At 38.5% G+C, this 25360-nt stretch carries 26 protein-coding genes and 2 tRNA genes; 16 read left to right on the forward strand and 12 right to left on the reverse strand.

Annotated features, from left to right (window positions below; all coding sequences use genetic code 11):
- Position 1 precedes the first annotated feature (1 nt).
- The 5 genes from mobB to L1967_RS13565 form a co-directional block, all read right to left on the reverse strand.
- Complete coding sequence (gene mobB / locus L1967_RS13545; protein WP_094998170.1) at positions 2-1033, reverse strand: MobB family relaxase; 1032 nt, start codon at positions 1031-1033, stop codon at positions 2-4.
- 11 nt (positions 1034-1044) lie between these two features.
- Positions 1045-1425 (reverse strand): BfmA/BtgA family mobilization protein, encoded by a 381-nt coding sequence (locus L1967_RS13550; protein WP_094998169.1) that lies wholly within the window; start codon positions 1423-1425, stop codon positions 1045-1047.
- 431 nt (positions 1426-1856) lie between these two features.
- Positions 1857-2054: a hypothetical protein gene (locus L1967_RS13555; RefSeq protein WP_094998168.1), complete on the reverse strand. Its 198-nt coding sequence runs from the start codon at positions 2052-2054 to the stop codon at positions 1857-1859.
- A gap of 22 nt (positions 2055-2076) precedes the next feature.
- Positions 2077-2457, reverse strand: a complete 381-nt coding sequence (locus tag L1967_RS13560; RefSeq protein ID WP_094998167.1) for a DUF6876 family protein — start codon at positions 2455-2457, stop codon at positions 2077-2079.
- Between the two features lie 75 nt (positions 2458-2532).
- The gene (locus L1967_RS13565) at positions 2533-2889 is read right to left on the reverse strand and encodes a single-stranded DNA-binding protein (protein WP_094998166.1); all 357 of its coding nucleotides are present in this window, start codon (positions 2887-2889) and stop codon (positions 2533-2535) included.
- A gap of 662 nt (positions 2890-3551) precedes the next feature.
- On the opposite strand from L1967_RS13565, the gene L1967_RS13570 reads away from it, so the two are divergent.
- Positions 3552-3788 carry a hypothetical protein gene (locus tag L1967_RS13570; RefSeq protein ID WP_094998164.1) on the forward strand — a complete coding sequence of 79 codons (237 nt, stop codon included), beginning with the start codon at positions 3552-3554 and terminating at the stop codon, positions 3786-3788.
- Between the two features lie 308 nt (positions 3789-4096).
- On the opposite strand, the gene L1967_RS13575 is transcribed toward L1967_RS13570, so the two are convergent.
- From L1967_RS13575 to L1967_RS13605, 7 genes are all read right to left on the reverse strand, one after another.
- Positions 4097-5044: a DUF1259 domain-containing protein gene (locus L1967_RS13575; RefSeq protein WP_094998163.1), complete on the reverse strand. Its 948-nt coding sequence runs from the start codon at positions 5042-5044 to the stop codon at positions 4097-4099.
- A gap of 390 nt (positions 5045-5434) precedes the next feature.
- The gene (locus tag L1967_RS13580) at positions 5435-6271 is read right to left on the reverse strand and encodes a DUF932 domain-containing protein (protein WP_094998161.1); all 837 of its coding nucleotides are present in this window, start codon (positions 6269-6271) and stop codon (positions 5435-5437) included.
- A gap of 251 nt (positions 6272-6522) precedes the next feature.
- On the reverse strand, positions 6523-6930 hold the full coding sequence (locus L1967_RS13585) for a hypothetical protein (protein ID WP_094999276.1): 408 nt from the start codon (positions 6928-6930) through the stop codon (positions 6523-6525).
- 349 nt (positions 6931-7279) lie between these two features.
- Complete coding sequence (locus tag L1967_RS13590; RefSeq protein ID WP_094998156.1) at positions 7280-8533, reverse strand: site-specific integrase; 1254 nt, start codon at positions 8531-8533, stop codon at positions 7280-7282.
- A gap of 227 nt (positions 8534-8760) precedes the next feature.
- A tRNA-Pro gene (locus L1967_RS13595) sits at positions 8761-8835 on the reverse strand.
- 35 nt (positions 8836-8870) lie between these two features.
- A tRNA-Ser gene (locus tag L1967_RS13600) sits at positions 8871-8953 on the reverse strand.
- 171 nt (positions 8954-9124) lie between these two features.
- Entirely contained in the window at positions 9125-10354 is a 1230-nt protein-coding gene (locus tag L1967_RS13605) for an NAD(P)/FAD-dependent oxidoreductase (RefSeq protein WP_249602082.1), read from the reverse strand.
- A 182-nt stretch (positions 10355-10536) separates the two neighbouring features.
- Here L1967_RS13605 and flxA point away from each other — a divergent pair, with 182 nt between their 5' ends.
- From flxA to L1967_RS13680, 15 genes are all read left to right on the forward strand, one after another.
- Positions 10537-12075, forward strand: a complete 1539-nt coding sequence (flxA, locus tag L1967_RS13610; protein WP_249602066.1) for a flexirubin biosynthesis tyrosine ammonia-lyase FlxA — start codon at positions 10537-10539, stop codon at positions 12073-12075.
- The gene (flxB, locus tag L1967_RS13615; RefSeq protein WP_228251420.1) at positions 12072-12803 is read left to right on the forward strand and encodes a flexirubin biosynthesis SDR family reductase FlxB; all 732 of its coding nucleotides are present in this window, start codon (positions 12072-12074) and stop codon (positions 12801-12803) included. The genes flxA and flxB overlap by 4 nt, the downstream gene beginning before the upstream one ends.
- A 3-nt stretch (positions 12804-12806) precedes the next feature.
- Positions 12807-13685 carry an LpxL/LpxP family acyltransferase gene (locus L1967_RS13620; protein WP_228251421.1) on the forward strand — a complete coding sequence of 293 codons (879 nt, stop codon included), beginning with the start codon at positions 12807-12809 and terminating at the stop codon, positions 13683-13685.
- 9 nt (positions 13686-13694) lie between these two features.
- Positions 13695-14144: a hotdog family protein gene (locus L1967_RS13625; protein ID WP_228251422.1), complete on the forward strand. Its 450-nt coding sequence runs from the start codon at positions 13695-13697 to the stop codon at positions 14142-14144.
- A gap of 140 nt (positions 14145-14284) precedes the next feature.
- Positions 14285-14701 carry an acyl-CoA thioesterase gene (locus tag L1967_RS13630; protein WP_013072191.1) on the forward strand — a complete coding sequence of 139 codons (417 nt, stop codon included), beginning with the start codon at positions 14285-14287 and terminating at the stop codon, positions 14699-14701.
- Positions 14701-15855, forward strand: a complete 1155-nt coding sequence (locus tag L1967_RS13635; protein ID WP_228251423.1) for a beta-ketoacyl-[acyl-carrier-protein] synthase family protein — start codon at positions 14701-14703, stop codon at positions 15853-15855. Before L1967_RS13630 ends, L1967_RS13635 begins: the two co-directional genes overlap by 1 nt.
- On the forward strand, positions 15848-16447 hold the full coding sequence (locus tag L1967_RS13640; protein WP_228251424.1) for a 3-oxoacyl-ACP synthase: 600 nt from the start codon (positions 15848-15850) through the stop codon (positions 16445-16447). The genes L1967_RS13635 and L1967_RS13640 overlap by 8 nt, the downstream gene beginning before the upstream one ends.
- Positions 16440-16697 carry a phosphopantetheine-binding protein gene (locus tag L1967_RS13645; protein WP_013072188.1) on the forward strand — a complete coding sequence of 86 codons (258 nt, stop codon included), beginning with the start codon at positions 16440-16442 and terminating at the stop codon, positions 16695-16697. Before L1967_RS13640 ends, L1967_RS13645 begins: the two co-directional genes overlap by 8 nt.
- Before the next feature lie 3 nt (positions 16698-16700).
- Complete coding sequence (locus L1967_RS13650; RefSeq protein WP_228251425.1) at positions 16701-17882, forward strand: beta-ketoacyl-[acyl-carrier-protein] synthase family protein; 1182 nt, start codon at positions 16701-16703, stop codon at positions 17880-17882.
- Positions 17875-18939, forward strand: a complete 1065-nt coding sequence (locus tag L1967_RS13655; RefSeq protein ID WP_228251426.1) for a beta-ketoacyl synthase N-terminal-like domain-containing protein — start codon at positions 17875-17877, stop codon at positions 18937-18939. The genes L1967_RS13650 and L1967_RS13655 overlap by 8 nt, the downstream gene beginning before the upstream one ends.
- A 20-nt stretch (positions 18940-18959) precedes the next feature.
- The gene (locus tag L1967_RS13660) at positions 18960-19706 is read left to right on the forward strand and encodes a polysaccharide deacetylase family protein (RefSeq protein WP_228251427.1); all 747 of its coding nucleotides are present in this window, start codon (positions 18960-18962) and stop codon (positions 19704-19706) included.
- Entirely contained in the window at positions 19693-20316 is a 624-nt protein-coding gene (lolA2, locus tag L1967_RS13665; RefSeq protein WP_228251428.1) for a flexirubin biosynthesis/transport protein LolA2, read from the forward strand. The genes L1967_RS13660 and lolA2 overlap by 14 nt, the downstream gene beginning before the upstream one ends.
- A 176-nt stretch (positions 20317-20492) precedes the next feature.
- A complete protein-coding gene (locus L1967_RS13670) occupies positions 20493-20858 on the forward strand; it encodes an ApeI family dehydratase (RefSeq protein ID WP_228251429.1) in 366 nt (121 codons plus the stop codon).
- Between the two features lie 310 nt (positions 20859-21168).
- Complete coding sequence (locus L1967_RS13675; protein WP_228251430.1) at positions 21169-22380, forward strand: DUF2062 domain-containing protein; 1212 nt, start codon at positions 21169-21171, stop codon at positions 22378-22380.
- Positions 22381-25359 carry an MMPL family transporter gene (locus L1967_RS13680; RefSeq protein ID WP_249602067.1) on the forward strand — a complete coding sequence of 993 codons (2979 nt, stop codon included), beginning with the start codon at positions 22381-22383 and terminating at the stop codon, positions 25357-25359.
- Position 25360 lies beyond the last annotated feature (1 nt).

Genomic DNA, 25360 nt, shown 5'->3' on the forward strand with positions numbered 1-25360 from the left:
TTTAAATACCGATTGAACTTGATTTAATTGCCACATCCAAACCCTTGCGCAGCTTGTTGAAAGCTTTTAGGGCAAACTGTGCCTGATTGGTCGGGATGCTTGGCATTATCGGGAGGCCCGTTTCCCGCATCAGCTTGAAAGCGATCACCTTTTCATTGGTGGGCAATTTCATTAGGGAAGCAAAATAGATTTTGGGATTTTTGATAAAATCCTTTCGGGCCTTATAGGTTTCCGCAAAGTTCCGCTGATAGCCAAAAGTTTTGTCAAAGGTTTTTTCCGCTTGCTCAAAAAATCTGTCCCTGTCAAAGCCCCGTTTGACCTTTTTTCCTCTCATCTCAACATTGGAAGCTTTGTATTTGCTCCCGGGCGAAAGGCTGAACGAGTTGCTGGCATCCTTGCGGCTTACGATAATGTGGATATGGCTTTGGCTTCCGGCTTTGGACATTCCCTGCACAATCCGTTTCCCGTCCTGTTGGTGCGGGGCCTGCTTTTCTAATTTTGCGATTTGCCTTTCCCGCTTTCTGACACTTCCTTCCATCGAGCCATTTTCAATATTTCGGATTTCATTCTTTAGCTGAAGTATTTTGGTGGCAAAGGGTTGATTTTCCCTGATCTGTTTGTCTGTCCCCTTAAACATTCGTTGATGCTCTATTTTAGCGTAATACTTCACATCATTTATGTTTACAGGTCGCCCATTGATTTCCCGGTTGAAGAATGCCACATAATCCTTCATCAGTTCACGGGTATACTTTTTGAGATCTTCGCTGCTGTTCTGTAACCTGTTCAATTCGCATTTGGAAGGACTGACGGTAATCGAATAAAATTTCGGTTCTTTCTTTTTCAGTTTGGCACCGTTTCCATCAATTTCCTTTACCACTTCCTCGGCTGAAATTTCATCGTAATATTGATTGAAAAAATGTTCCATATCCTCCTGCTCCAGACCTTGGTTTTCCTTTTCCAGATAGCCCACAAAATCGACGGAACTTTGGGAGTAGTTCCCGCCCAATTTTTGAGGTGTGATCGTGATGTACATAGCTCAAAATTTTACAGTTCGTTATTAGGATTTCGTTTTTCGCGAAAGCGTACCTTCTTCTTTTCTTCCGCAAATCTTTTCTCCAGGATCAACGGTTTTTTCACAGGTTCTTCGGTCTGAAAAAGAGATTCGATCATCGCCACGGTGGGTTTGGTCTGGGTCTTTTCCATATCCCGCATAATGGCGATTACCGCATTGATCCGTTTCTTTAAATTGGCCTCGATCGTCCTTCCGGTCGGGCCCAGTTTTTCCCGTGGCGAGATTTCGTTGTAGAAGAAAAAATCGAGCATCGTGGCCATTGCCTCGGTGTGCGATTTGAAGTGTATTCTTGAAAATTGCTGGAAACGTTTCGCCGTTTCCTTTTTGAATCTGATGCCGATAAATGAATCCATATTTCGCCGATTTGTCGCAAATTCCTATCTAAAAATGGGCGTTCACGTGGCATTTGTCGCAAATTGTAGAAATCTAAATAATCGGATAATTTTTAAGTGTCTAAAAATCAGATGATTAATAAGGAATAGGAATGCTTAACATCGCATCGCGTGTTACCCTCTTGCTACTCCTTTTCGTCCCGCCCGGCGGGACAAAAATTTCGTACAATTTGGCTAAATGCCAATTGCCAATTTCAGGGAAAAGATTTCCCGTTATGTAATTTTTCGATGGGCAGGGTTATCGGCGAAAGTCAAAAATGGGATACCCCTGCGTAAAATTGAATGCTGAATTTCAGCGAAATAAAGATAAGGCTTTTTATTGAATTGATGTCAACAGAATGAAAAAAGACCCTTGAAATTTCAAAGGTCTTTCCGTTCATATTTGGATAATTTCAGATATTAAACACATAGGTATAACTGTATAGATTCCGAAGTGCCTCCTCTTCGATCATCACCTCAAAATTGGTGCAATGCTCCTTTGCATAGTTTCGAATATCATCGCCAAATTTATGCTCAACGTCCTTTTTTGAACTTTCCAAAAGACGTTCTTGGGCTTCCCCGTTCAGGTCTGAAAAATTTAAGTAGATCATAATTTTTAGGTTTTTGAATGGGTTAATATTCGTTCGGTAACATCAACGTATTATCCACAAAAAATAACCGCAGTTCATCAAGTGGAAAATCCGTTATTCGATAGCCGTGTTTTCCAAAAATGTTCCCGTTTCCATCGCTGTACGTTATCTCGGCTTCGTACCCAGAATAATCCTGTCTTTCCTTGGGCAACCTTTGAAAGTCGATGGTTATAAAATAGCTTTTATCCATCAAGGTTTTCGCAAATGCAGAGGTATCGGTTATCAACCAAAAACATTCCGCAGCTTCCGCCAAATATTTCAGTCCGTTGGTGTAACGGGTTCTTAATAATGGGATTTGAAACACGGTTTCCGATCCGTGAAAATGTTGTAATCCGTCTTTGATTTCTTTAACTTGTGCTTTCATTTTAAATTTATTTAAAGTGTTAATAATGAAAAAGAGGGCGCAACTTTCGAGAGGAACGCCCTCTTTAATTTTAGATTACTCGGCAGAATTAGTACCGTTTTTAGCTCCCAACAAAAGGATTTCGTTGGCTTCCACTTCGGTAACGTATCTTTTGATACCGTCCTTGTCCTCGTAGCTTCGGGATTTTAGTTTTCCCGTTACCCCGATTTCCTTGCCCTTTCCGGCATATTTCTCGATGATTTCGGCAGTTTTGCCCCAGGCCACAATCGTGTGCCATTCGGTACTTTGGACTTTCTCGCCTTTGGCATCTTTGTAATACTCGTTCGTGGCGAGTGAAAGACGGGCTACCTTTTTACCGCTTTCAAGGTTCGTGATCTGTGGCTCTTGGCCAACGTTTCCGATCAACTGTACGTGATTTTTTAAAGTGCTCATAATAAAAAATTTAAAGATTAATTAAAATGCTACCCGAACCCTTCGGATAGTTTGCGTTTATGTTTTTTTGAAGTGATTTACTTATTATATCCAGAGCGTTTTCCTTTTTTTGTTTTTTTAGTCCCGCTTCCTTTTTGATGTTTTTGTAAGATTTCATAATTTTCGATTTAGATTTACTTCCCATAGAGCCGTCCGCTGTTACCTTTTTTTGTTGCTGATACATTTTCAATATTTGGAATTAATAAGGAGTTATAAAAGGGAGGCACGACCGGTTATGCACTCCGTTTAACTTCCAAATGTTGGTATTTTGCTTACAAAAAAACGGTAGGGACAGCGGTGGCTCGGGAGTATTTCTAAATGACTTTTGTGAAGTACCAAAACATAGGAAGTGGGACTAAATGATAAATGGAATTCCTATCAGGCGGACTTAACTTTAAAGATGTAGATTGGGAATGAAGTGTCCCTGCCATTTTTCAGGCAGGGTTAACGCAATGGAAATCGGAATCTTTAGAGTTGTGTCCAAGACCATTGTAGGAAAGCGCTTTGCCCGGAATGCAGCTTTTTGCGGAATGAAGAGGCAATGTGCTGACCGTCCTATGAAAACGGATTATCCCCTTGAAGTAGGATGTAAAGCGGACTTGACTTCAAAAGTGTAGATAGGAATGGAGTTTGACCGCTTCCCGAATTTTCTTGGGAACAAGCGGGCAAGGGAAATGGGAACCGGAGGCTTTGGAGTTGGGTCCAAGACCTTTGTAATGAAGCGCTTTTCCCGGAAGGGAGCATTTCGCAAAATGCAGGGGAATGGGCTGAGTGGGATGAAACTGCCATTTAATGGTGCCAATAACCTCGGATTAAAAGGGAAGTTGACTCATAACTTTTTTTGGAATTTGGGCTTATAAATTTGTATCTTGTAGGGATTCAAACGACTTGAAGGGAATATGAAAACAGTAAGACAAGATGGTCCCAAGCCATTAAATTTCAATGAATGAAAACCAAAGTAATTCTAAATTTTTCCTTTTTGTTCCTTCTCTTGTTTAATGGATGTAAGGCACAGGATCAAAGCAATTCACTTAAATTAATTGCAACAGTTACTTTATCTGAAGTGAGAGGTCGAATAAGTTATACAACAATCAACAAATAATTTATATCGCTGCATTGGGGAACAATACCGCAGTAATTTTTACCGGCCATTTCGGGTTTTTCCGAATTATTGCACGGAAGAAGTCTGATCTAATGCAGCCTTAAATCCTTTTGCAAGTTCTTCCGGGTTTCCCTTGGCCCAAAAATGCATATAAAACAATCGGGGCTTCTCAAAAAGCATATGGTTATGGAGTGCTGCAACTTCAATATTGTTTTTTGCCAATTCTGTAATGACCGCATTTACTTCTTCAGCCTTCATTACAAAATCGCCCGTGATAACAGCCTCGTTTTTATTGATGGCCTGAAAGCCAATTGCGGTGGCAATCCCAAATGTTGAAGGCATAGTGTTGCCGTTCATAGTAATAGCCCCTTTCCTGGGGAAACCATATTTCAATAAATTTCCACCTTCTTTGCCATTCTCCCCCAGGATCTTCTTAACCGGAGCCCAATCCATTCCCTTGTTTTCGTTTTTATTTGATGTTTCGGTCAATGGCGTGGCGGTAAGCGCGTAGGCACCTTTCATAATTTTAGATAGCTCCAAAGCATCACCATTTCCCGCGATGTGCATATAAATCAGCCGTGGTTGTTCCCGTAACAAATGGTTATGAACGGCGGTTATTAAAATGCCGTTTTCTTTTAAATAAGGTATGACCTTGGGAATTTCGTTGTCCAACAAAACCATATCCCCCATAATTTGCGTATTCTTCCCCATTGGGCGGTAGGCTATCCAGGAAGTATAAGCCAAGCCCGCCTCCACAGACACCCCATCAATTTTTAGGTGAATATCGGTACGGGGAAAGGTAACTTTGTAAAATTCTTTATTGTCCGCAAGTTTTTTGTTCCAGAAACCGTCTATTTCATTAACATTAAATGAATTTTGCTGAACCAAATTCATTGAATCCCGAGAAACAGATTTTTCAATTTTTGGGTTTTTATCTTCTTTGGGTTTTTCATTGCGATTATTGCAGGCAACTAATAATCCCAAAATACTTAATACAATCAGTAGCTTTTTCATCTTGAAAATGATTTTTTTAAAGTTAAGAAAAGTTATGATTAAATCATAAAAACAGTTCTGCCAATGCAGAAATTCCGCTCTGAAATATGAAAACGCATTATCCTCTTGAAGTAGGGTTTAAAGCGGACTTGACTTCAAAGGTGTAGATGGGAATGGAGTTTGGCCGCTTCCCGACTTTTCTCGGGAACAAGCGGGCAAGTGGAATGGGAATCGGAAGCTTTGGGGTTGTGTCCAAGATCTTGTTAGGAAAGTTCTTTGCCCGGAATGTAGCATTTCGCGAAATGCAGGGGAATATGCTGAATGGGATTGCAAAACCAACTTTCCAAATAAACTCTTTCGCTCAGAATAAAAAAAATCCAGTTTAAGGTACTGGATAAACCTTTATCGGCATTAAGCCATTTCATAAACGGCATCGAACAGTTTTTTGTCCAAGCGTTCCTGTTGTGAAAAGCTTTTCTTCAATGTATTGTGAAGCATTTGATTAAAAGCATTATAGCCTATCCACAAATTTGGAGCTTCATTGAGCAACAACGCTTCATTATCCAAAATTTCAAGGACTTCACGGGATTTCTTTGAAGGATCGTTGTTCTTATCGCTACATTCATACCGGAACAATTTAGTGCTTTCCAGAATTTTCCTTACAAATTCTTTGGTGTCGATGATTTGAAATTCCCTCATTCTGTCGAACTTCTCAGTAATCGTGTAGAATTCATTATCTACGAACTTATCGAACAGATTATTCAACCTTGGCATTATCAGGTCGGTATTGTTCTTACTATGCTTGATGGCGAACTCGATTTCGGCCTGTGAAACGTGCAGGCCATTGGAGCAAACCTCCCTATAAAAGCCAAAATGTCCCGATGTCTTTTCGCTACCATCATAGGAATTCTTGAACCGCAGCATTGGCAATATCAGGTCTTTTTCATTCTTGACCGAGAATTGGCTGTTGTCATCGATGATAAAATCGGTTATAAATGACCTGTCATCCCTGTTGATCGTTCGTTTCTGATAATTCAGCTTGGCATCGGTCAACATTTCTTCGGCTTTCTTGAAGAAGAGCTCATTGGGTACGTGGCCGTAGCTGTTTGATATTACGTTGACAATTTTACCATTGGAAATTATGGCATTTTCAAGTCCCCGTCGGGATTCCATCTGGGTCAGGCTTTTCAAGGATTTCATTTCTGATGGAACGAAGATGTCATCCTGCTGTAAATTTGATAAATACATAACATTTGATTTTAGTTAAACAATAAATATTTAAGCTAGAACCAAACGGAAGATAAAATCTCGGCTCAAAAGGAAACGGATATAAAAGGAGCGAGAAACGAGCCCGATTATGCCGTAGTCTTTTGATGGGAGTATTTTACGGGTTTACCTTTGCGCATATATTGATTGAATACTCTCTCTCTCTCTCTTTTAAGAAAAAAAAACCTACTCTTGTGAAGTAGGCTTTCCTCTTTTAAGGATTTGAAAGTAGCTTAGAGCTCAAATTGTAAAATCTGTTCCTCAATTTCAGACTTTCTTTCCTCCAAAGTGGATTGCAAGTGTGTTGTGACCAATTTGATAAGGTTCGTATTGGTCGTTTTAAACTCCAAATTGTGGGAATCCCTGATGTAAAATGAAGCTGAATCCCCTTGGTTGTAGTTGAATTTCGTCAATTCGTTCAAGGTCTGGGTTAACCGTTCCCGTTGGGTGGCCAATCCTCTCAGTTTTTCAAAATTTTGGATCCTGTCATCCAAACTGATGGTAGCTTTTTTGGATGCTACCGTTTTTTCTGTCGAAGCAGCTTTTCCGATAGCTTCATCTGTCAGCTTTTTCTGTACTTCCTTTTTAACGGATGCAGTATCCTTTTTTGAAGTTCCGTTTTGTTTTACTGTTGTTGCCATAATTAAAAATTTTAAGTTAAACATTATTTTAAATCGTTTTGGCAGCTTGTTAGGCAACTAGCAATACCAAAACAGGGCATCAACAGCCACGGGGAGGAAGGGGCAAGGTATGAGCGGTTATTTTTCGCAGAAAAATGTTCGGCATCCCGAAGGGCTTGACCTTGAACAAGCGGTGGATGTGGCTACATTTGCCCACGGTTTGGTTTTGGTGGCCTCAGCTGACCGAAAAATAAAATGACTTAACGCAGAAATTTATGGCTCAATAAAAACTGAAATCTGCAAGGGATCAGGCAAGAAAAAATAAGAGTGCCGACTGGATTAGAACCTAAAAGGAATTTTACAAACCGAATTATTGATAATGCACCCTTGTTTCGGCCTTGTCCGTGGTGTTTAATTTACTGCGCAACGAACGCATATCCGATGACACTTTTTGTTCGATGACCCTCGCGTAGATTTGCGTTGTGGAAAGCTTTGTATGCCCCAACAATTTTGAAACGGTCTCAATGGGCACCCCGTTGGAAAGCGTGACGGTGGTTGCAAACGTATGCCTTGCCGCGTGGAACGTAAGCTTTTTATTAATTTTTAGAATTGCCGCAATTTCCTTCAAATACTTGTTGATTTTCTGATTGGAAAACACCGGCAACAGTTCTTCTTGCTTGCCTTTAGGTTCTTGGTCATACTTTTTCAGGATGTCAAGGGCTTTATCCAACAGGGGGATTTTAACCGCCTCACCGTTCTTTTCCCTCTTAGTAAATATCCAGTAATCCCCATCAATGCCACGTACAATATGGTCATCACAGAGCAATTTCACATCAATATAGGACAAGCCCGTATAACAGGCAAAAACAAAAACGTCCCTTGTTTTCTGGTGCATCCCTTTGGAAAGCTTACCGGATTCCAAAACTTCAAGTTCCGACTGGGATAAAAATGCCCGTTGGTGTTTTGTGAACTTTAGCGAGAATCTCACAAAAGGGTCTTTCTCGATCCATTCCAATCGAAGTGCAAGGTTCATCATCTTTTTCAAACGTTCCAGATGTTTCATAACCCCGTTGTTCTTTAGGGGCTGGGAACGGTTTATGGATTTTCCGTTGCGCAGGAACTGTTCAAAGTCAATGATGAATTTATAGGAAAGATGTTTCAGGAAAACGTCATTGGTTTTCAATTTGTGCTTCAAATACCTTTTAATGTAGCGTTCCGTAGTGAAATAATTTTTCAGCGTTCCCGGCTTGAGTACCGAAACCATATTCTTGTTGTGGTAGGTAACCAGTTGAAGCAGCGATTTGTGCTGTTCATCTTCCCCAAGGTAACGGGCCTTGATTGCTTGGGCGGTAACATATTTGGATTCGCCCAGAAGCTGTTTGTGGCAAGCCAACAAATCGGAATACACTTGGTCAAGGTAAACATTTAGTGCCTTGCCATCGGAAGTCCTAAGTGTTGACCTTTTGGAACGGGTATCCCAATAGGTAACCGATGTAAATCGTTTTAAACTGATTTCTGCACGTTTTCCATCGACCGTGATTCGGGCATAAATGGGGGCGAAATCATCTTTTTTCTTGGCCATACTCAGCCAAAAATGAATGGTAAAAGTCTTTGAAGTCTGCATAAACTCTCGCTTTAAGTGAATAATCGATTTGTTTACGAAAGTCAAATCGCTGCGAAAGTCAAGTATATTGAATTACCAATGTAGTAAAAATTCTGGTAACAATTTAGGTAACCGAATAGGTAACCTTTGAATTGATATTAAAGCCAATCTTAGGATTTCAAGAAAAATGAAAATCCTTGATTTTCATAAGATTAGCTATAATTTGGTGTCCATTGACACCGTAATTGTCGGGGTGGCAGGATTCGAACCTGCGACCTCCTGCTCCCAAAGCAGGCGCGATGACCGGGCTACGCTACACCCCGAGTTATTTATGAATCGCGACTTGGACGCGATGAAGCGGAGAGACTGGGATTCGAACCCAGGCATCCAAAAAGGATGACAGCTTAGCAGGCTGCTGCATTACCACTCTGCCACCTCTCCGTTTAGTCTTAAAAAGAACGTTTCGCAAGCATTTTTGCGGTTGCAAATGTATATCAAACTTACGAAGCCTGCAAACCTTTTGTCGCTTTTTTCTCTTTATTTTTCGGTACTTCCGTTCATTTTGGCCTTAAGATTCTTTTTATCAGTAAGTTAAAATTCAATAAAAATTTATCAATTTTCCAGTTGTATAAATTTTGCCACCGCACCGATAATGCGCTCGTGTTTTTTGACAAATGGATTGTCCGTATTCCAAACATAACCCGCTAAAACCGCACAAATTTGTCGCTTAAACTCGGGATTAGGAGACTTATGAAAGAAAATATCCTGTAAATCACCATTATACCAGTCTCTTACATAACTGGAAAAAACGGCAATACCTTGCTTCATATACTCGGCATAATCAGCTTGCCAGTCTGGTTGCTCGCCATTTAGCTCTTTTAAGGCAAGTTTAGCGGCTCTAAGCCCGGATTCGGTCGCAAAACTAACGCCAGAGGAAAATACAGGATCTAAAAATTCGGCACTATTACCCGTCAAAGCAAATTTATCTCCGTAAAGACATTTAACGCTTTTAGCGATGTGTTTGATGTTCTTCGGAATAAACTCCAATGGATAATTATCAAATCTGCCTTTATAATAGTTTAATTTTGAGATCATTTGTGTAAGGCTAACTTCGGGATCTTTATCAAATTGATCAAACCATTCAGTTGGCGCCACAAAACCTAAACTTGTTTTTCCGTTAGAGAAGGGGATATACCAAAACCAAACTTGGGTCTCTAAAACCTCAAAAGTGATCAATTCACCTTCTTTCCCTTGGGGCCGATTCGTTTCTTGGATATGAGTGAACACAGACGAGTGAGATTCTAGCGTAGAAGCCTGTTCTAAATCCAATAACTTTGGCAATACGCGGCCAAAACCACTACTATCGATCACAAATTTTGCTTCGATTTCAGATTGTTTTCCGTCTTTATGCTGGATCGTGATTACGGGATTTTCGTTACTAAAATCTGCGGCAGTAACTTCGGTTTCAAAAGCTATATCCACGCCACGAAACTGTATTTCTTTTGCTAAGACATGATCAAAATCGGCTCTGGGCACCTGCCAGGTCCAATCCCAACCTTCACCGAATTTCTGACTAAAATCAAATTCTCCCACTTTATCATCTTTGATAAAACGAGCCCCAAATTTTTTCTGAAATCCATGTTTTTCGATAATTTCCAGTAAGCCGGCTTCAGCAAAATTATCCATACAACGCGGAATCAAACTTTCGCCAATGCTAAACCTTGGGAATTGTTGTTTTTCGACCACTTTGAGTTGAACATTATGTTGCTGAAGATAACCGGCAGAAACCATTCCCGATGGCCCGGCACCAATGATTAGGATATCAGTAAATTCTCTTTTCATCATTTTCGAAATAGACGGAATTTATTAGCGTTCGTAATAAACTGCTCAGCATAAATTCATGAAGCATTTATTATAAAATTGTTTTTAATTCGAGGCAAGCCGCAGCGCATTTCATCTCGATTATCGAGTAAATATAGTACATTTGCGGATTAACCAATACGGTGACATCTATTCTAAATACTATGCTTAGCATCAAAGCTCCATTAAAATTAGTTGATTTTCAAAAGGTTTTGTTTGAAAACCAAAAACTTGAAATTTCGAACGAAATTCGGCAAAAAGCGGAAAATTCATTTCATTTTCTTCAGGAATTCGCGAAAGATAAAGTGATTTACGGAGTAAATACCGGTTTTGGCCCGATGGCCCAGTATCGAATAAAAGACGAAGATCGCCTGCAATTACAGTATAATTTAATTAGAAGTCATGCTTCAGGGACCGGAAAACCTATAGCCCCATTATATGTTAAAGCCTCGATGTTGGCGCGTTTACATACGCTTTCACTAGGATATTCCGGGGTTCATACCTCGGTTTTAGAAACCATGCAGCAGCTTATCAATCAGGATATTACCCCACTTATATTCGAACATGGTGGAGTAGGGGCTTCGGGAGATTTAGTGCAACTGGCACACCTGGCCCTGGTACTTATCGGTGAAGGCGAGGTTTTTTATAAAGGTGAGCGAAAATCAACAATATCGGTTTTTGAAAAGTTACATATTAAACCTATCCAAATTAAATTACGTGAAGGCCTGGCCTTGATCAACGGCACTTCTGTAATGACGGGGATTGGAATTGTAAATATAATTCACGCCAGACGATTACTGGAATGGTCGGTTTGTTGTTCTTCAATGCTTAATGAATTAGTGGCGGCCTATTCAGATCATTTTTCGGCAGAATTAAATGCTTCGAAAGTACATGAAAGTCAGCATAGCATTGCTGAAATGATGCGGAAGCACTTAAAGGATAGTAAACGCATTAAAAATCGACAGGATCATCTCTATCGAGATTCGTCGAATACGGAAGCTATTTTTTCAGAGAAAGTTCAGGAATATTATAGTTTACGTTGTATCCCACAGATACTGGGACCGGTTTTAAACACGATTAATGCTGCGGAAAAGATTTTGATGGACGAAGTAAATTCAGCTAACGATAACCCCATTGTTTCCGTAGAAAAGCAAATGGTCTATCACGGCGGAAATTTTCACGGCGATTTTATCTCGCTGGAAATGGATAAATTAAAACTGGTCATTACACGATTATCGATGTTGGCCGAGCGGCAGTTAAATTACCTGCTAAATAGCAAACTCAACGAAATATTCCCGCCATTTGTCAATTTGGGTACCTTGGGACTTAATTTTGGTCTGCAAGGCGCACAATTTACCGCAGTCTCCACCACAGCAGAAAATCAAACGCTTTCTAATAGCATGTATGTGCATAGCATCCCGAATAATAATGACAATCAGGATATCGTAAGTATGGGCACCAATGCTGCAACGATGACTAAAACGGTGATCGATAATGCTTATCAGGTACTGGCGATAGAAATGATGGCGATTATACAGGGTATAAAATATATTGATGATTTAGAGGGCTTTAGTGAACGATCGAAGGCTGTTTTTAAGCAATTTCAGGATAAAATAGTTTTGAAAAAACAACATGATTTTCCGTTATATGCAACGATAAAGGAGGTTACAAAGTCTTTAAAAGAAAACGACGTTTATAAATGAAATACGCTTTAGTTACAGGAGGTTCCCGCGGCATAGGAAAAGCAATCGCCATAAAGCTGGCGCAGGATTTAGGCTATCATATTTTACTGAATTATCATTCCAATACCCAGGCGGCTAAAGTTACCGCTAAAATTATTGAAGAAAACCATGTAAAATGCGAACTTTTAGCTTTTGATGTTGCGGATGCCAAAGCGACTAAGAATGTCCTTGGAAACTGGCAAAAATCGAATCCTGAAGCAGTCGTTGAAGTTATTGTAAATAATGCCGGAATCACTAAAGACGGACTGTTTATGTGGATGGGAGAAGACGATTGGCATTCGGTGATCAACACCTCTTTAAACGGATTTTACAATGTTACCCAGCAGTTTGTAAAAAGTATGCTGCAAAAACGATACGGCAGGATTATCAATATCGTGTCTTTATCGGGAGTAAAAGGAAATCCGGGACAGGTAAACTATTCGGCAGCAAAAGGCGCGATAATCGCTGCAACAAAAGCTTTAGCGCAGGAAATCGGCAAACGTAAAGTTACGGTAAATGCCGTGGCACCGGGATTTATAACTTCAGATATGACGGCCGATTTCGATGAAAAAGAATTAAAGAAAATGATTCCGTTACAACGTTTCGGAGAAGCTGAAGAAGTTGCGGAGCTGGTAAGTTTTCTGGCCTCAAAAAAAGCATCGTATATTACGGGCGAAGTCATTAATATCAACGGTGGATTATATTCATAACCCATGGCAGGTTGGAGTGGAAAATCACGCGGAACGCTTTTAAGCATTCGAATATATGTATTTATTATTCGGACGTTTGGGGTATATCCGGCCTATTTTTTATTGATTTTTATCACGTTGTATTTCTTCATCTTTGCACCAAGCTCTACCCGAAGCATCTATTACTATTTCCGCAGAAGATTAGGATTCTCCGGGTTCAGTGCTTTTATAAATGTATACAAAAGTTATTTCAAATACGGGAAAGTTCAATTAGATAGGGTATTGATTACGGCCGGAATGAAAGAACGCTATAGCTTCGATTTTGATGGGATAGAACATATTGAAAATCTTCGAAAATTAAATAGCGGTGGTATCCTGCTTACTGCACATATCGGTAATTTTAATTTGGCAAAGCATTTTTTTGACGAGCAGCATACCAGCGCTGTGATCAATCTGGTGATTAGCGATTTTGAACATGAAAACATCAAAAATTATATGGAGTCGGTTACCGGCAAATCGGCGGTGAAAATTATCGTGCTTCAAAAAGATTTATCCCATATTTTTAAAATGAACCAGGCGCTAAAAAATAATGAGCTCTTGGTATTTGCGGCAGATCGGTATATGGAGGAAGCCAAAACCTGGGAAGCTGATTTTCTGGGGGCTAAAGCTAAATTTCCACAAGGCCCCTTTAAATTAGGTGTAAGAAATGATATTCCGGTATTGTTTGTACATATCATGCGCGAACGAAATTTTCATTATCATTTTTATGCCAGGCCTTATATTCCCGAAAAAAATACCCCAAAAGAAGTTTTAAAAGCGTATCTTGAAAATCTTGAAAAAATGGTCAAAACCTATCCACATCAATGGTATAATTTTTACGATTATTGGAACGATTTTAGCTAATCAATTTTTATGGCAGAAAAATTACTTCAGGCTCCTATTTTAGATCCACAGGAAATTATAAAATTAATTCCGCAGAAACCACCATTTGTTATGGTGGATAAGTTGCATGATTATACGAAACTTACCGGAATCACGGGCTTCCTCGTGCCGGATGATAATATCCTGGTGGATAATGGTATTTTTTCTGAACCAGGCCTTATAGAGCACATGGCACAAAGTATGTCGCTGCACCGCGGCTATCAGGGCTATATCAGCGGACTGGAAAAACCACAAACCGGGTTTATAGGCGCGATCAAATCGGTTGAAATCTTTAGATTACCAAAAGCAGGGGAAGAACTGACCACGCATGTCGAAATTTTGCATGAAGTAATGAAGGTGACCCTGGTAACGGCAAAAACCTTAGATAAAAACGAGCAGGTGATCGCTACTTCAGAAATGAAAACCGTAACGGTAGATTAAAGCTTTAAGGGGGTAATCAGATGATCCCGTTGTTATCATTACCCGTTGCTTTCATTACCGCGAGGCTTCGAAGCTATAAAATTCTTTTCAAAATCCTCCTTTTTAGACTTGCCCGGAAGTTTATGATCAATGTTACTTAAATGAATAAAGAATTAAACATACAAACTCAATTAAAGGTGCGTTTTAGCGAGTGTGATTCTTTACAAATTGTCTGGCATGGCAACTATCTGAAATATTTTGAAGAAGGTCGCGAAGATTTTGCCCGCAGACACCATATTTCGTATTTAGACGCGAAAGCCAATGGCTTTGCAACGCCTATCGTAAAATCTTCCTGTGAGCATAAGCTACCTTTAAAATACGGTGACGAATTTATGGTCGAAACGACATTTGTTCCTACTGCATCAGCTAAAATCATTTATCAATACCGGATTTTTAAAGACAGTCAATTGATCTGTACCGGGGAAACGGTTCAGGTTTTTGTAGATGAAAATGGAGCGTTAGTATGGAATAATCCTTCATTTTTTCTAGATTGGAAAAAGAAAATGGGGCTGATTTGATGAAGAACCTTTACTTACATGAAGATTGCATAATTTCGCCGCTTGGTTGTACCACTTCAGAAAATCTGAAACATCTAAGAAGCGGCACTACCGGTTTACAGAAATTTGATAAAAGTGAGTTTCTGGATACTCCAATTTGTGCCGGAGTGGTAAATTCAGAAGTACTGGCGGAAGCTTTTTCTGCCATTGGTGATCCCAAAGCCTTTACAAAACTGGAGCAAATGATGCTGTTGGCGGTTCACCAAATTCTGATTAAAAATCCGGATTTGAACCGGATGGAAACCGGACTTATCGTGTCAACCACCAAAGGAAATGTTCATCTTTTAGAAGACTTGGGTGTTTTTAAAAAAGAGCGCTTGTTATTATCCAATTTGGGCGAAATTATTAAAGACTTTTTTGGGTTTGGCCTAAAACCTATTGTGGTGTCTAATGCCTGTATTTCTGGAGGTTTGGCCCTTGCAGTTGCCAAGAAAATGATCAATGCCGGGAAATTTAATAAGGCTGTTGTGGTTGGGGGTGATATGCTATCAAAGTTTATCGTTACCGGTTTTAATTCTTTTCAGGCGCTTAGTGAAACCGCCTGTAAACCTTTTTCCAAAGATCGAAACGGCATTAACCTTGGTGAAGCTGCCGCTGCCATGCTGGTGAGTGACACCCCAAAAAAAGATTCGGTTACTATCAGTTTAGCAGGTGATGCTTCGGCCAATGATGCCAATCATATCTCTGGCCCGTCAAGAACCGGTGAAGGTTTGTTTAAAAGTATTCAGAATTCGCTTAAAGAAGCCGGGATTTCTTCTGAAGCAATTAAAGCGGTCGCTACGCATGGTACCGCAACGCTATATAATGATGAGATGGAAGCGATTGCCATTACTCGAAGCGATTTGGGAGCCACTCCGCTACATAGCGTAAAAGCTTATTATGGACATACCTTAGGAGCATCGGCTTTAATCGAATCTATTTTATGTAAACACATGATGCTGAATAACGAAATTTACCCTAGTCTTCATTTTAATAAACTAGGTGTTTCAAAACAAATAAATGTGGTTACCGCTTATCAAAATTCGATAAACCTGGATTATGTTTTAAAAACAGCTTCAGGGTTTGGTGGCTGTAATTTGGCGATGGTCTTTAAAAAAGGAGGAGAAAATGAATAATCTAAGTGTAGATCACTGGGTGCGAATTAAAGATGGAAAAATCATTGTTGATGGCGAAGTGGTATTTGCTTCGGAAGCAGATATTGCGAGCTTTTTAAAAGCTGCTTTTAAGTTTTTAAATATAAAATATCCCAAATTCCATAAAATGGACCGACTTTCGAAGTTGGGGTTTATCGCTTCAGAAATCGTAATGAAAGAAGAGGCTGAAATTTCAGAAGATACCGCTCTTGTTTTTAGTAATAACAGCTCTAGTTTAGCCAGTGACCAAAATTACCAGGAATCTATAAAAAATTTTCCTTCCCCTTCACTTTTTGTTTATACCCTGCCCAATATTGTTTTGGGAGAAATTAGTATCCGGTTTGGATTAAAAAGCGAAAATGTCTTTTTTATTGAAGATGAGTTTAATGCAAAATTATTGATCGATTATTCTGCGCAGTTAATCGAATCTGCAAAAGCAAATAAAGTGCTTTGTGCCTGGTTAAACTTGCACAATGTTGAATATGATGTATTTTTGTGGCTAAGTTCAGAATCTCACAAAAAAGAAATTACTGAAGAACAAATACGCAAAATATACGATGCCGATTATGACTGATTTGCATACCGAGTTAAAAGCCAGTATCATAGAACAGCTAAACCTGGAAGACATGGAGGTGAGCGATATAGAAAATGACGAACCGCTATTTGGTGACGGGCTTGGCTTAGATTCCATCGATGCTTTAGAACTTATCGTTTTACTGGAAAAAGATTACGGTATCAAACTTACCGATCCTAAAAAAGGCCGGGAAATTTTTGAAAGTATCAATAAAATGGCAGATTTTATTGAAGCGAACCGTACAAAATAAAATATGAGTAGGAGCGTTGCCGTAACCGGAATGGGTATTTTTTCTGCTATAGGAAAAAATCTGGAGGAAAATCACCGCTCGCTAATTCATGGAAAACACGGACTTTCACATCCTGAAATCCTGGAAACAGTTCATCAAAATTTACCTATTGGGGAGATTAAATCTACTAATAGTGATCTTGCTGATGCATTGAATTTGGATAAAAATCATGCGTTTACCCGTGCGGCATTATTAGGAACTATAGCTTTAAAAGAAGCGCTTCAAAATGCTAAAATAGAAGATTTTACAAATATTGGATTTGTAAACGGGAACAGTGTTGGTGGTATGGATATGACCGAGCGGTTTTATCGGGAATATGAAAGCAATCCGGCCAATCGAAGGTTTATACAGGCACAGCATCCGGGATTTACCACTGAACAGATCGCCGGTTATTTTGGGATTGATAATTATGTTACCACGATTAGCACGGCATGCTCATCTGCTGCAAATGCCGTTATGTTGGGTGCCAGGCTTATACAATCTGGTCGCCTGGATCAGGTTATTGTGGGGGGAACCGATTGTCTTTCAAGATTTACACTAAATGGTTTTAATTCCTTAATGATTTATTCGGAAGATTTTCCGAAACCTTTTGATAGCGAACGAAAAGGACTAAACCTGGGAGAAGCCGCAGCATATCTGGTATTGGAATCGGCAGACTTTGCTAAGAATAAAGAAGTTTTAGGCTATGTTTCCGGTTATGGAAATGCCAATGATGCTTTTCATCAAACCGCCTCTTCAGAAAATGGGGAAGGTGCTTATCTTGCCATGCAAAAAGCTCTGGAAACAGCCAACTTAAACCCGCACCATATCGATTATATCAATGCACATGGTACGGCTACACAAAATAACGATCTCTCAGAAAGCCGGGCTTTAATCCGTATTTTTAAAGAAATGCCGGCTTTTAGCAGTACAAAATCTTTTACCGGCCATACGCTGGCAGCAGCCGGTGCGATCGAGGCTGTGTTTAGTTTGCTGGCGATAAAACATCAGCAAATTTATCCCAATCTTAATTTTAACTCGGCTATTAGTGATACCAGATTACGACCGGTAACCGAGTTACAATCGACTAAAATTCAGCATGTGTTATCTAATTCTTTTGGTTTTGGCGGCAACTGTACATCTTTAATATTCAGTAAAGATGAGTAGAAAAATGTACATTAACGGAATGGCTAGCATCGCAGCCCAAACGGAAGAGGATCTGTTTACTGAAAACCTGCAATCGTTCAGCGAAAATATATTTCCGGCAACTTCAGTAAATTATAAAGAATATATTAAACCCATGATGCTTCGCCGAATGTCGAAGGCCATAAAAATGGGGCTGGTAACCGCTAAGCGAGCTTTAAATGAAGCAGGAGTAGATGTTCCCGACAGCATTATTGTAGGAACCGGAGAAGGCTGCAAACAGGATACCGAAAAGTTTTTGGAGAATATTTTAGATGAAAATGAAAGTTTTTTAACGCCAACAGCTTTTATCCAGAGTACGCACAACACCGTGGGCGGGCAAATTGCACTCGATTTAAAATGTACCGGTTATAATATGACGTATACGCAGAATAGCGCATCTTTCGAATCAGCCTTAATCGACGCGAAACTTCAATTTACGGAAGAGATGGGTACACGTTGTGTTTTGGTAGGTGGTGTAGATGAAATTGCAAGAATAAGTACCCCTTTTTATAATTTAGACGGACAGTTAAAAGCTGGCGAAATAAATACAGCTAAAATTCTACAATCTTCGTCGGAAGGGACCATAACTTCTGAAGGCGCTGCATTTTTTTTACTTTCAGAAATAAGAACACAGGATTCTTTTGCTGAAATTTCTGATTGTATGATTTACAGAAATATTTCAGAAGAAAAGCTTCAGGAAGAAATTAGCTGGTTTTTAAAGAAAAATGATTTGAAAATCGATGAGCTTGATGTAGTGATTTTAGGCAATAATGGGGATACAAGGTACGATCATTATTATCAACAACTTCAGGAAGATCTATTTAAAAATACGCTTCAGCTAGGCTATAAAAATTGGGTAGGTGATTATAATACCGTTACCGCTTATGCCTGCTGGCTTGGTGCTGAAATCCTAAAAAGAAAAGAAATTCCGCAGCAATTAAAATTGAATAATCTACCCTTAAAACAACCAACCTCGATTTTAGTTTATAATCAGTATCTTGGGAAAAATCATAGTCTAACCTTGCTCCGAAGTCTTTGAAATTCTGTATTATAAATTTCTTGATCTGGATCTTATTGATCGCTGTGGCGATGTATACCGGTATTAACGGCTTACCACTTTGGCCCATAGCGGTATTGGCAATCTTGTATCCTGTGTTTTTAATCACTATTTCTACCAATATTCGATGGAATGTGTTTGTAAAAGGATACCATCATCAAAAAAAACATCCGAAAAAAGAAGTGTGCTTAACTTTTGATGATGGTCCAACCCAAGTTACCCCGCACATCCTGGAACTACTGGATAAATATGATGCGAAAGCCTGCTTTTTTTGTATTGGTAAGCAAATGGAAAAGCATCCTGAAATTGTTCAGGAAATTATAAAAAGAGGTCATACCATAGGAAATCATACCTATTCACATACCCGAAAAATGGGGTTTATTTCTTCCAAGAGTATAGCGAGAGAAATTGATGCCTGTAATATTGTGGCAAACGATATCACCGGTTTAAACCTTCATTTTTTCAGACCGCCTTTTGGGATCATCAATCCAAAAACCAAACGGGCTATACAAAAAACAGGGCACCGGGTAATTGGTTGGAACCTTCGTACTTATGATGCGATTTTAAATAATGAAACCAAAATTGTACATCGCGTAAAGCGTAAACTACAACCGGGAGATGTAATTTTATTGCATGATAATAAGGAACAAACCGTAACTATCTTGGAACAATTGTTGATACACTTTGAATCGAATGAATATCAGGCAATACGGCCCGATCAATTATTTAAAATCCATGCGTATATTTAGTTTTATCCTGTTTTTCTGGAGTTTTGGAGTTTTTGCTCAGCAGCAAAATTTTACCAGTGTGAACTTAAAATCATCACCATCAAAGCTTACTGAAAAAATGGAATCGGCCAAAAGCCTTTATGGAGAGTTTGAGCAGACCAAAGTGATGAAAATGATGGATGCAGAAGCCTCTTCTCATGGCAAAATCTATTATAAGTCGCCTGATATCATAAAATGGCAGTATACCAAACCTTTCCCATACTCCTTACTTTTTAAAAATGATTTTTTGTATATCGATGATGATGGTCAAAAAAGCAGACAGGATATGAGTGCCAACAAACTCTTTGCGAAACTTGGTGATCTTATCACGGGAAGCCTTAACGGAAAACTATTACAGGACGATGCCAATTTTGATGTGGAATATCGTAAAAAAAAGAACGTGGTTGAAGCTGTAATTACGCCTAAAAATAAAAGTATGGCTGATATGTTCGAGAAAGTGATTATGAGTTTTTCTGAAGATCAAATGCTGCAATCTGTGAAACTTCAGGAAGATACCGGAGATTATACCTTAATCATATTTAAGAACTGGCATATCAACAAACCTATAAAAGCCGCTGTTTTTCAGCCATAAGGTGTTGATGTGGGGTTTAGACCTTAGCATTCCTTTCAAATTACACTTTTTATACCGAATTTCTTAGCAAGGTTTTTTGGAATCATTTAAAATAAGCTTCGATTCTTCGTATATCAAGTAATTCCTGACACTTTATTAAAGTATTTCAGTATTTTAGTCGGCATTAAATTCCCTTTATGCTGCTTAAAGATTTTTATACAGTCTTAGAATCTTCACAACAAGAAGATACATTTATTACTAAACTTTCCATTGAGAAAACACATCCCTTATACGCAGGACATTTTCCCGAACGGCCGGTTACTCCCGGTGTAATTTTAATGCAGCTTTTTAAGGAGGAAGCTGAACGGCGTACCGGTAAATCATTAGCATTACAACATGCGAATAATGTGAAATTTATGGCGGTGGTCGACCCCAATACCTGTGATCATCTGATATTGGAATCTCATATCACTGAGGAAGATGGAATCATAAAAGTGCGCGGAATTGCACGGCAGAATGAAGCTTTAGCCTTAAAATTCAGCGCCTTTTATAAGGCTGTTTAAGAGTTTAATAACCAGATAAGCAACCTAAGGATCAAGAAATAATTATTGGTTATAATTTTTTAATTTCTAATACATTGATTCTGATCATTACAGACGTTTTAGATCATTGCGTAAATTTTTCAAGAAAATTTGTATCGAAATGCTACCAATATGAAATTTAGGTATAACGTCTTTACAAAGATTTTACCCAGCCTCTTTAGTTTATGAAAGGAAATTAAGCTATAGAAGTACCGGAGCCTTTAATCTCGATTATTAATAAAACTCTTATGTTTAGGTAGTTTAAATTAATACTTTTGCAGCAAGCAAAAAAATGAATTTGAATACTTCCGGCGTCTATCAAAACCGATTTAAGGCTTTAAATTGCTGTGTTTTAGTTCCTACTTACAATAATGAACGCACCTTAGCTTCAGTAGTAGAGGGATTGATGGTTTATACCAACCAGATTATTGTTTTAAACGACGGAAGTACTGATAACACCAGAGAAATATTACAGCATTTTACCCAAATCGAAGTACGTAATTTTCAAAAGAACAGGGGTAAAGGTAAGGTGCTTAAAAAAGGATTTAAGATTGCCGAAGAGCTAGGTTACGACTATGCAATTACTATAGATTCTGACGGGCAGCATTACCCGGACGATCTTGATGTGTTTTTATCGGAATTAGAAAAAAGAAATCCTGGAGACAAAGAGATTCTTCTAATTGGAGATCGTAACATGGGAAGCGATGGGGTGCCCGGGGTAAGTGCTACCGGAAATGATTTCTCCAGTTACTGGTACCTGGTGGTTACCGGTTTTCAGCTTCACGATACCCAAAGTGGTTACCGCCTATATCCTGTAAAGGTGATGAATTCCATTACTTTTTATACCTGGAAATTTGAGTTTGAAATCGAAACTATCGTAAAAGCCACCTGGCGAAAAATCGATGTGAAAAATGTACCGATAAAAGTACTTTACGATCAGAAAAACCGTGTAAGTCATTTCCGGCCTTTCTGGGATATCGTAAGGATCGTTTTGCTCTATATGTGGTTTGTGCTGGTGAGTTTTTTCTGGATCCATCCCCGAAATAAATACCGTGATTTTAAACAAAAAGGCTTTAAAAAATTCTGGAAAGAAGATATTGTAAAAAGTAATGAAAGTCCGGCAAAAAAAGCAACAGCCATAGCTTTGGGCATTTTTGTGGGCTTATCACCATTTTGGGGCGTACATACTTTTTTGGTTTTTGTATTAGCCGCATTTTTAAAAGTAAATAAGGTTACCGCCTTCTTATTCTCCAATATAAGTATACCGCCTTTTATTCCGATTATTGTTTATGTAAGTTTTCAAACAGGCTCATTGGTTACGGGAAAAGGTTGGGACTGGAGCTTAAAACTGCAGCACATTAGCTCTACCACCGATGTTTTTCTAGGCCTTGGGCAATATGTTTTAGGAAGTTTAGTATTGGCAATTACTGCTTCAATACTGGTTTGGATTGTGTTTTATTTGTTATTTTCGGTTTTAAATCAAAAGCAGATCATAAAATCTTAAATGCATCAGTTTTTTCTAAAATCCTATCGTTTTTTTCAGCAAAATAAATTGCCGGGAATTTTACTACTACTGGCTTTTGTGGCGGGAGTGGGATTTCTGGCTTCAAAAGTAGCATTAGAAGAAGATGTGACCGGTTTGATTCCAGCAGGGAAAGACCAGGATGTTTTAAAACGTATATTAAATGAAACCGAATTTTCGGATAAAATAATCGTTACTATATCTTCAGAAGAAGAACAACCACAGGATTTAACAGCCTATGCGGAAAGATTTATAGATTCGGTACACACCAAATTACCCGGTTTTATTGAAAATATACAGGGAAAAGTTCCTGATGAAGGCGTTCGTGAAATTTATAATTTTGTCTATCAGAATTTACCTTTCTTTCTAAATGAAAAGGATTATAGGGAGATTAAAGAAAAGCTATCAGATACTGCAATTGCCAAGCAGATAAAAGAAGATTATCGTAGCATTATTTCCCCAACCGGGATTGTTACCAAAAATTTTATATTTCAGGATCCTTTGAGCTTAGGACCTATTGGACTGGAAAAATTACGTGAACTTCAAATAGGAGATAATTATCTGTTGTATAATAATTACTTACTTACAAAGGATAAAAAGCACCTTTTATTGTTTATAACGCCAACCTTACCGGCTTCAGAAACCAATAAGAACAATGAATTTATATCCGAATTAAAAGAAATTCAGCAGCAGTTAAATTTAGAATTCAAGAATGTAAAAGGTGATTTTTTTGGCGGGGTGTTGTATTCCCTTGCTAATGCTAATCAGATTAAAAAAGACGTACAAATCACCATAAGTATCGCTATCTCGATATTGTTGATTTTACTCATCTTTTTTTACCGCAAAATTTATGTGCCATTAATTCTTTTTATTCCGGGAATTATCGCTGCGCTCACCGCAATAGCGATTTTATATATTTTTAAAGGCAGTATCTCGGCGATTTCCATAGGGATTGGTTCGATCTTACTGGGAATAACACTGGATTACGGACTTCATATTTTAACACATTATCGAAATAATCGCGATGTTTCACAGCTTTACCGGGAAGTAACCACTCCCGTTTTAATGAGTAGTCTTACAACCGCTACCGCCTTTCTCTGTCTTCTTTTCGTAAACAGCGATGCGCTTAATGATCTTGGGATGTTTGCGGCAATAAGCGTGATCATTGCCGCTTTTTTGGCCTTACTTTTAATTCCTTTACTCTACGGAAAACGCATTACCGAAACACCTAAAAATACCTTTTTAGATAAACTGGCTGCAATACAGTTTTTTAGAATTAAACCTTTATTTTTTAGTGTCGTGTTATTGTTTGTGCTGGGATTGTTTTTTTTCACCAAAGTGAAGTTTAATAATGATCTGAGTAAAATTAACTTTCAGCCTGAAACCATTAAAAAAGCTGAACAAAAAATACAGAATATTGCGAATAGTAATGGTAAAACTTTGTATTTGGTAAGCTACGGGAATACGATCGATGAAGCCTTACAGGAAAATTCTAAAGTTTACCAAAGGCTTAAAAATTTTAATACAGAGCACCGGTTAAATAGCTATAGTAGTATTGGCGGGGTAGTCTTATCCACGCAAACTCAAAATAAAAAAATACAGGAGTGGAAGGATTTTTGGGATTCCAGGGATACTTCAGCGCTTAAAAATAAAATCCTGTCAGAGTCTGCTAAATATGGCTTTAAACCGGCAAGTTTTAAGGATTTTTATCACTTATTAAATAAAGATTTTAAAAACCTGCAATTAAATGATTATCAGAAAACTACCAATCTTTATTTAAACGATTTTATTTCGATTAGTGAAGATTTTGCCACGGTAACTACAACGGTAAATTTGGGAGATGTGCCTTCTCAGGAATTTACTGCACAATTTGATCATCTGGATCATATGTTGATTATCGACCGGGAGCGGATCAATGAAGGATTTTTAGGGAATTTGAAGAACGACTTTAATCAATTGATCGGGTTTTCGATTTTGGCGGTTTTTATGATCCTTTTAATTGCTTACCAAAATCTTGAAATTAGTCTTTTAACACTATTCCCCATCGGGATTACCTGGATTATTGCCCTTGGGATTATGGGCGCTTTATCTATCGAATTTAATATTCTTAATATCATTATTTCAACCTTTGTTTTTGGGCTTGGCCTGGATTACAGCATTTTTATCACCAATGCCTGTCTTAAAGAATATCAAACCGGTAAAAGTGAACTTAAAACCTATCAGACTTCTATTTTAATTTCGGTAATCACCACATTATTAGGGATTGGAGCATTGATTTTTGCCAAACATCCGGCGCTAAGATCAGTGTCCAGCGTTTCGATTATTGGTGTTTTCTCGGCGGTTTTAGTAGCTTTTGTGCTACAGGTATGGTTATTTCATGTGCTTTTTATAAATCGGCGTAAAAAAGGGCTGCCGCCATTTCGATTTAGCCGAATTCGTAGTTTTATTCGGAATAAAATCTATTACAAGCAAGATTTGTATTATCAGGATGCCGTATTGGATAATTATCGTTACAAGCCAGTGTACAGTGAGGCGAAAGCAGCATTTACCGAAAATAAAGAGTCCTATTTAAGAGTGTCTAATTTTATAGAAAAAGGAGAGTGCGTTTTCTTTTTCTATTCGGGGATTGGCGTTTTTCCTATTTATCTAAGTTATATAAATCCCAATTCTAACATTACGGGTTACGAAACTTCAGAAGCTATAGCTATTGCCAGAAATTGCTTTAGAAGTAAACATGAGCTTTTAAAGTTTACCACAGCCATTGAAGAGGCTAAAACCTGCTCGACTTTTATAATTCCAGATCACGACATAAATGATTTGGATCAAATTAAGAAAATGATCAATCGATTTGGAAAAAAAGTGATTGTACTCCATAAAGACATGAAAACGCAATGGTTGTTAGATGCAAATTTTGAGATCACGTATCGCCAAAGCGGAATCTTAGTATTTGAACGTGAATAGA

The sequence above is a fragment of the Zunongwangia pacifica genome (genome assembly GCF_023499215.1).
Taxonomy (GTDB): Bacteria; Bacteroidota; Bacteroidia; order Flavobacteriales; family Flavobacteriaceae; genus Zunongwangia; species Zunongwangia pacifica.

What these genes read in the sequence shown, in the direction of transcription:
- mobB (WP_094998170.1), bottom strand. Translation starts at nt 1,033, where the DNA reads ATGTACATCACGATCACACCTCAAAAATTGGGCGGGAACTACTCCCAA.
- L1967_RS13550 (WP_094998169.1), bottom strand. Translation starts at nt 1,425, where the DNA reads ATGGATTCATTTATCGGCATCAGATTCAAAAAGGAAACGGCGAAACGT.
- L1967_RS13555 (WP_094998168.1), bottom strand. Translation starts at nt 2,054, where the DNA reads ATGATCTACTTAAATTTTTCAGACCTGAACGGGGAAGCCCAAGAACGT.
- L1967_RS13560 (WP_094998167.1), bottom strand. Translation starts at nt 2,457, where the DNA reads ATGAAAGCACAAGTTAAAGAAATCAAAGACGGATTACAACATTTTCAC.
- L1967_RS13565 (WP_094998166.1), bottom strand. Translation starts at nt 2,889, where the DNA reads ATGAGCACTTTAAAAAATCACGTACAGTTGATCGGAAACGTTGGCCAA.
- L1967_RS13570 (WP_094998164.1), top strand. Translation starts at nt 3,552, where the DNA reads ATGGAGTTTGACCGCTTCCCGAATTTTCTTGGGAACAAGCGGGCAAGG.
- L1967_RS13575 (WP_094998163.1), bottom strand. Translation starts at nt 5,044, where the DNA reads ATGAAAAAGCTACTGATTGTATTAAGTATTTTGGGATTATTAGTTGCC.
- L1967_RS13580 (WP_094998161.1), bottom strand. Translation starts at nt 6,271, where the DNA reads ATGTATTTATCAAATTTACAGCAGGATGACATCTTCGTTCCATCAGAA.
- L1967_RS13585 (WP_094999276.1), bottom strand. Translation starts at nt 6,930, where the DNA reads ATGGCAACAACAGTAAAACAAAACGGAACTTCAAAAAAGGATACTGCA.
- L1967_RS13590 (WP_094998156.1), bottom strand. Translation starts at nt 8,533, where the DNA reads ATGCAGACTTCAAAGACTTTTACCATTCATTTTTGGCTGAGTATGGCC.
- L1967_RS13605 (WP_249602082.1), bottom strand. Translation starts at nt 10,354, where the DNA reads ATGAAAAGAGAATTTACTGATATCCTAATCATTGGTGCCGGGCCATCG.
- flxA (WP_249602066.1), top strand. Translation starts at nt 10,537, where the DNA reads ATGCTTAGCATCAAAGCTCCATTAAAATTAGTTGATTTTCAAAAGGTT.
- flxB (WP_228251420.1), top strand. Translation starts at nt 12,072, where the DNA reads ATGAAATACGCTTTAGTTACAGGAGGTTCCCGCGGCATAGGAAAAGCA.
- L1967_RS13620 (WP_228251421.1), top strand. Translation starts at nt 12,807, where the DNA reads ATGGCAGGTTGGAGTGGAAAATCACGCGGAACGCTTTTAAGCATTCGA.
- L1967_RS13625 (WP_228251422.1), top strand. Translation starts at nt 13,695, where the DNA reads ATGGCAGAAAAATTACTTCAGGCTCCTATTTTAGATCCACAGGAAATT.
- L1967_RS13630 (WP_013072191.1), top strand. Translation starts at nt 14,285, where the DNA reads ATGAATAAAGAATTAAACATACAAACTCAATTAAAGGTGCGTTTTAGC.
- L1967_RS13635 (WP_228251423.1), top strand. Translation starts at nt 14,701, where the DNA reads ATGAAGAACCTTTACTTACATGAAGATTGCATAATTTCGCCGCTTGGT.
- L1967_RS13640 (WP_228251424.1), top strand. Translation starts at nt 15,848, where the DNA reads ATGAATAATCTAAGTGTAGATCACTGGGTGCGAATTAAAGATGGAAAA.
- L1967_RS13645 (WP_013072188.1), top strand. Translation starts at nt 16,440, where the DNA reads ATGACTGATTTGCATACCGAGTTAAAAGCCAGTATCATAGAACAGCTA.
- L1967_RS13650 (WP_228251425.1), top strand. Translation starts at nt 16,701, where the DNA reads ATGAGTAGGAGCGTTGCCGTAACCGGAATGGGTATTTTTTCTGCTATA.
- L1967_RS13655 (WP_228251426.1), top strand. Translation starts at nt 17,875, where the DNA reads ATGAGTAGAAAAATGTACATTAACGGAATGGCTAGCATCGCAGCCCAA.
- lolA2 (WP_228251428.1), top strand. Translation starts at nt 19,693, where the DNA reads ATGCGTATATTTAGTTTTATCCTGTTTTTCTGGAGTTTTGGAGTTTTT.
- L1967_RS13670 (WP_228251429.1), top strand. Translation starts at nt 20,493, where the DNA reads ATGCTGCTTAAAGATTTTTATACAGTCTTAGAATCTTCACAACAAGAA.
- L1967_RS13675 (WP_228251430.1), top strand. Translation starts at nt 21,169, where the DNA reads ATGAATTTGAATACTTCCGGCGTCTATCAAAACCGATTTAAGGCTTTA.
- L1967_RS13680 (WP_249602067.1), top strand. Translation starts at nt 22,381, where the DNA reads ATGCATCAGTTTTTTCTAAAATCCTATCGTTTTTTTCAGCAAAATAAA.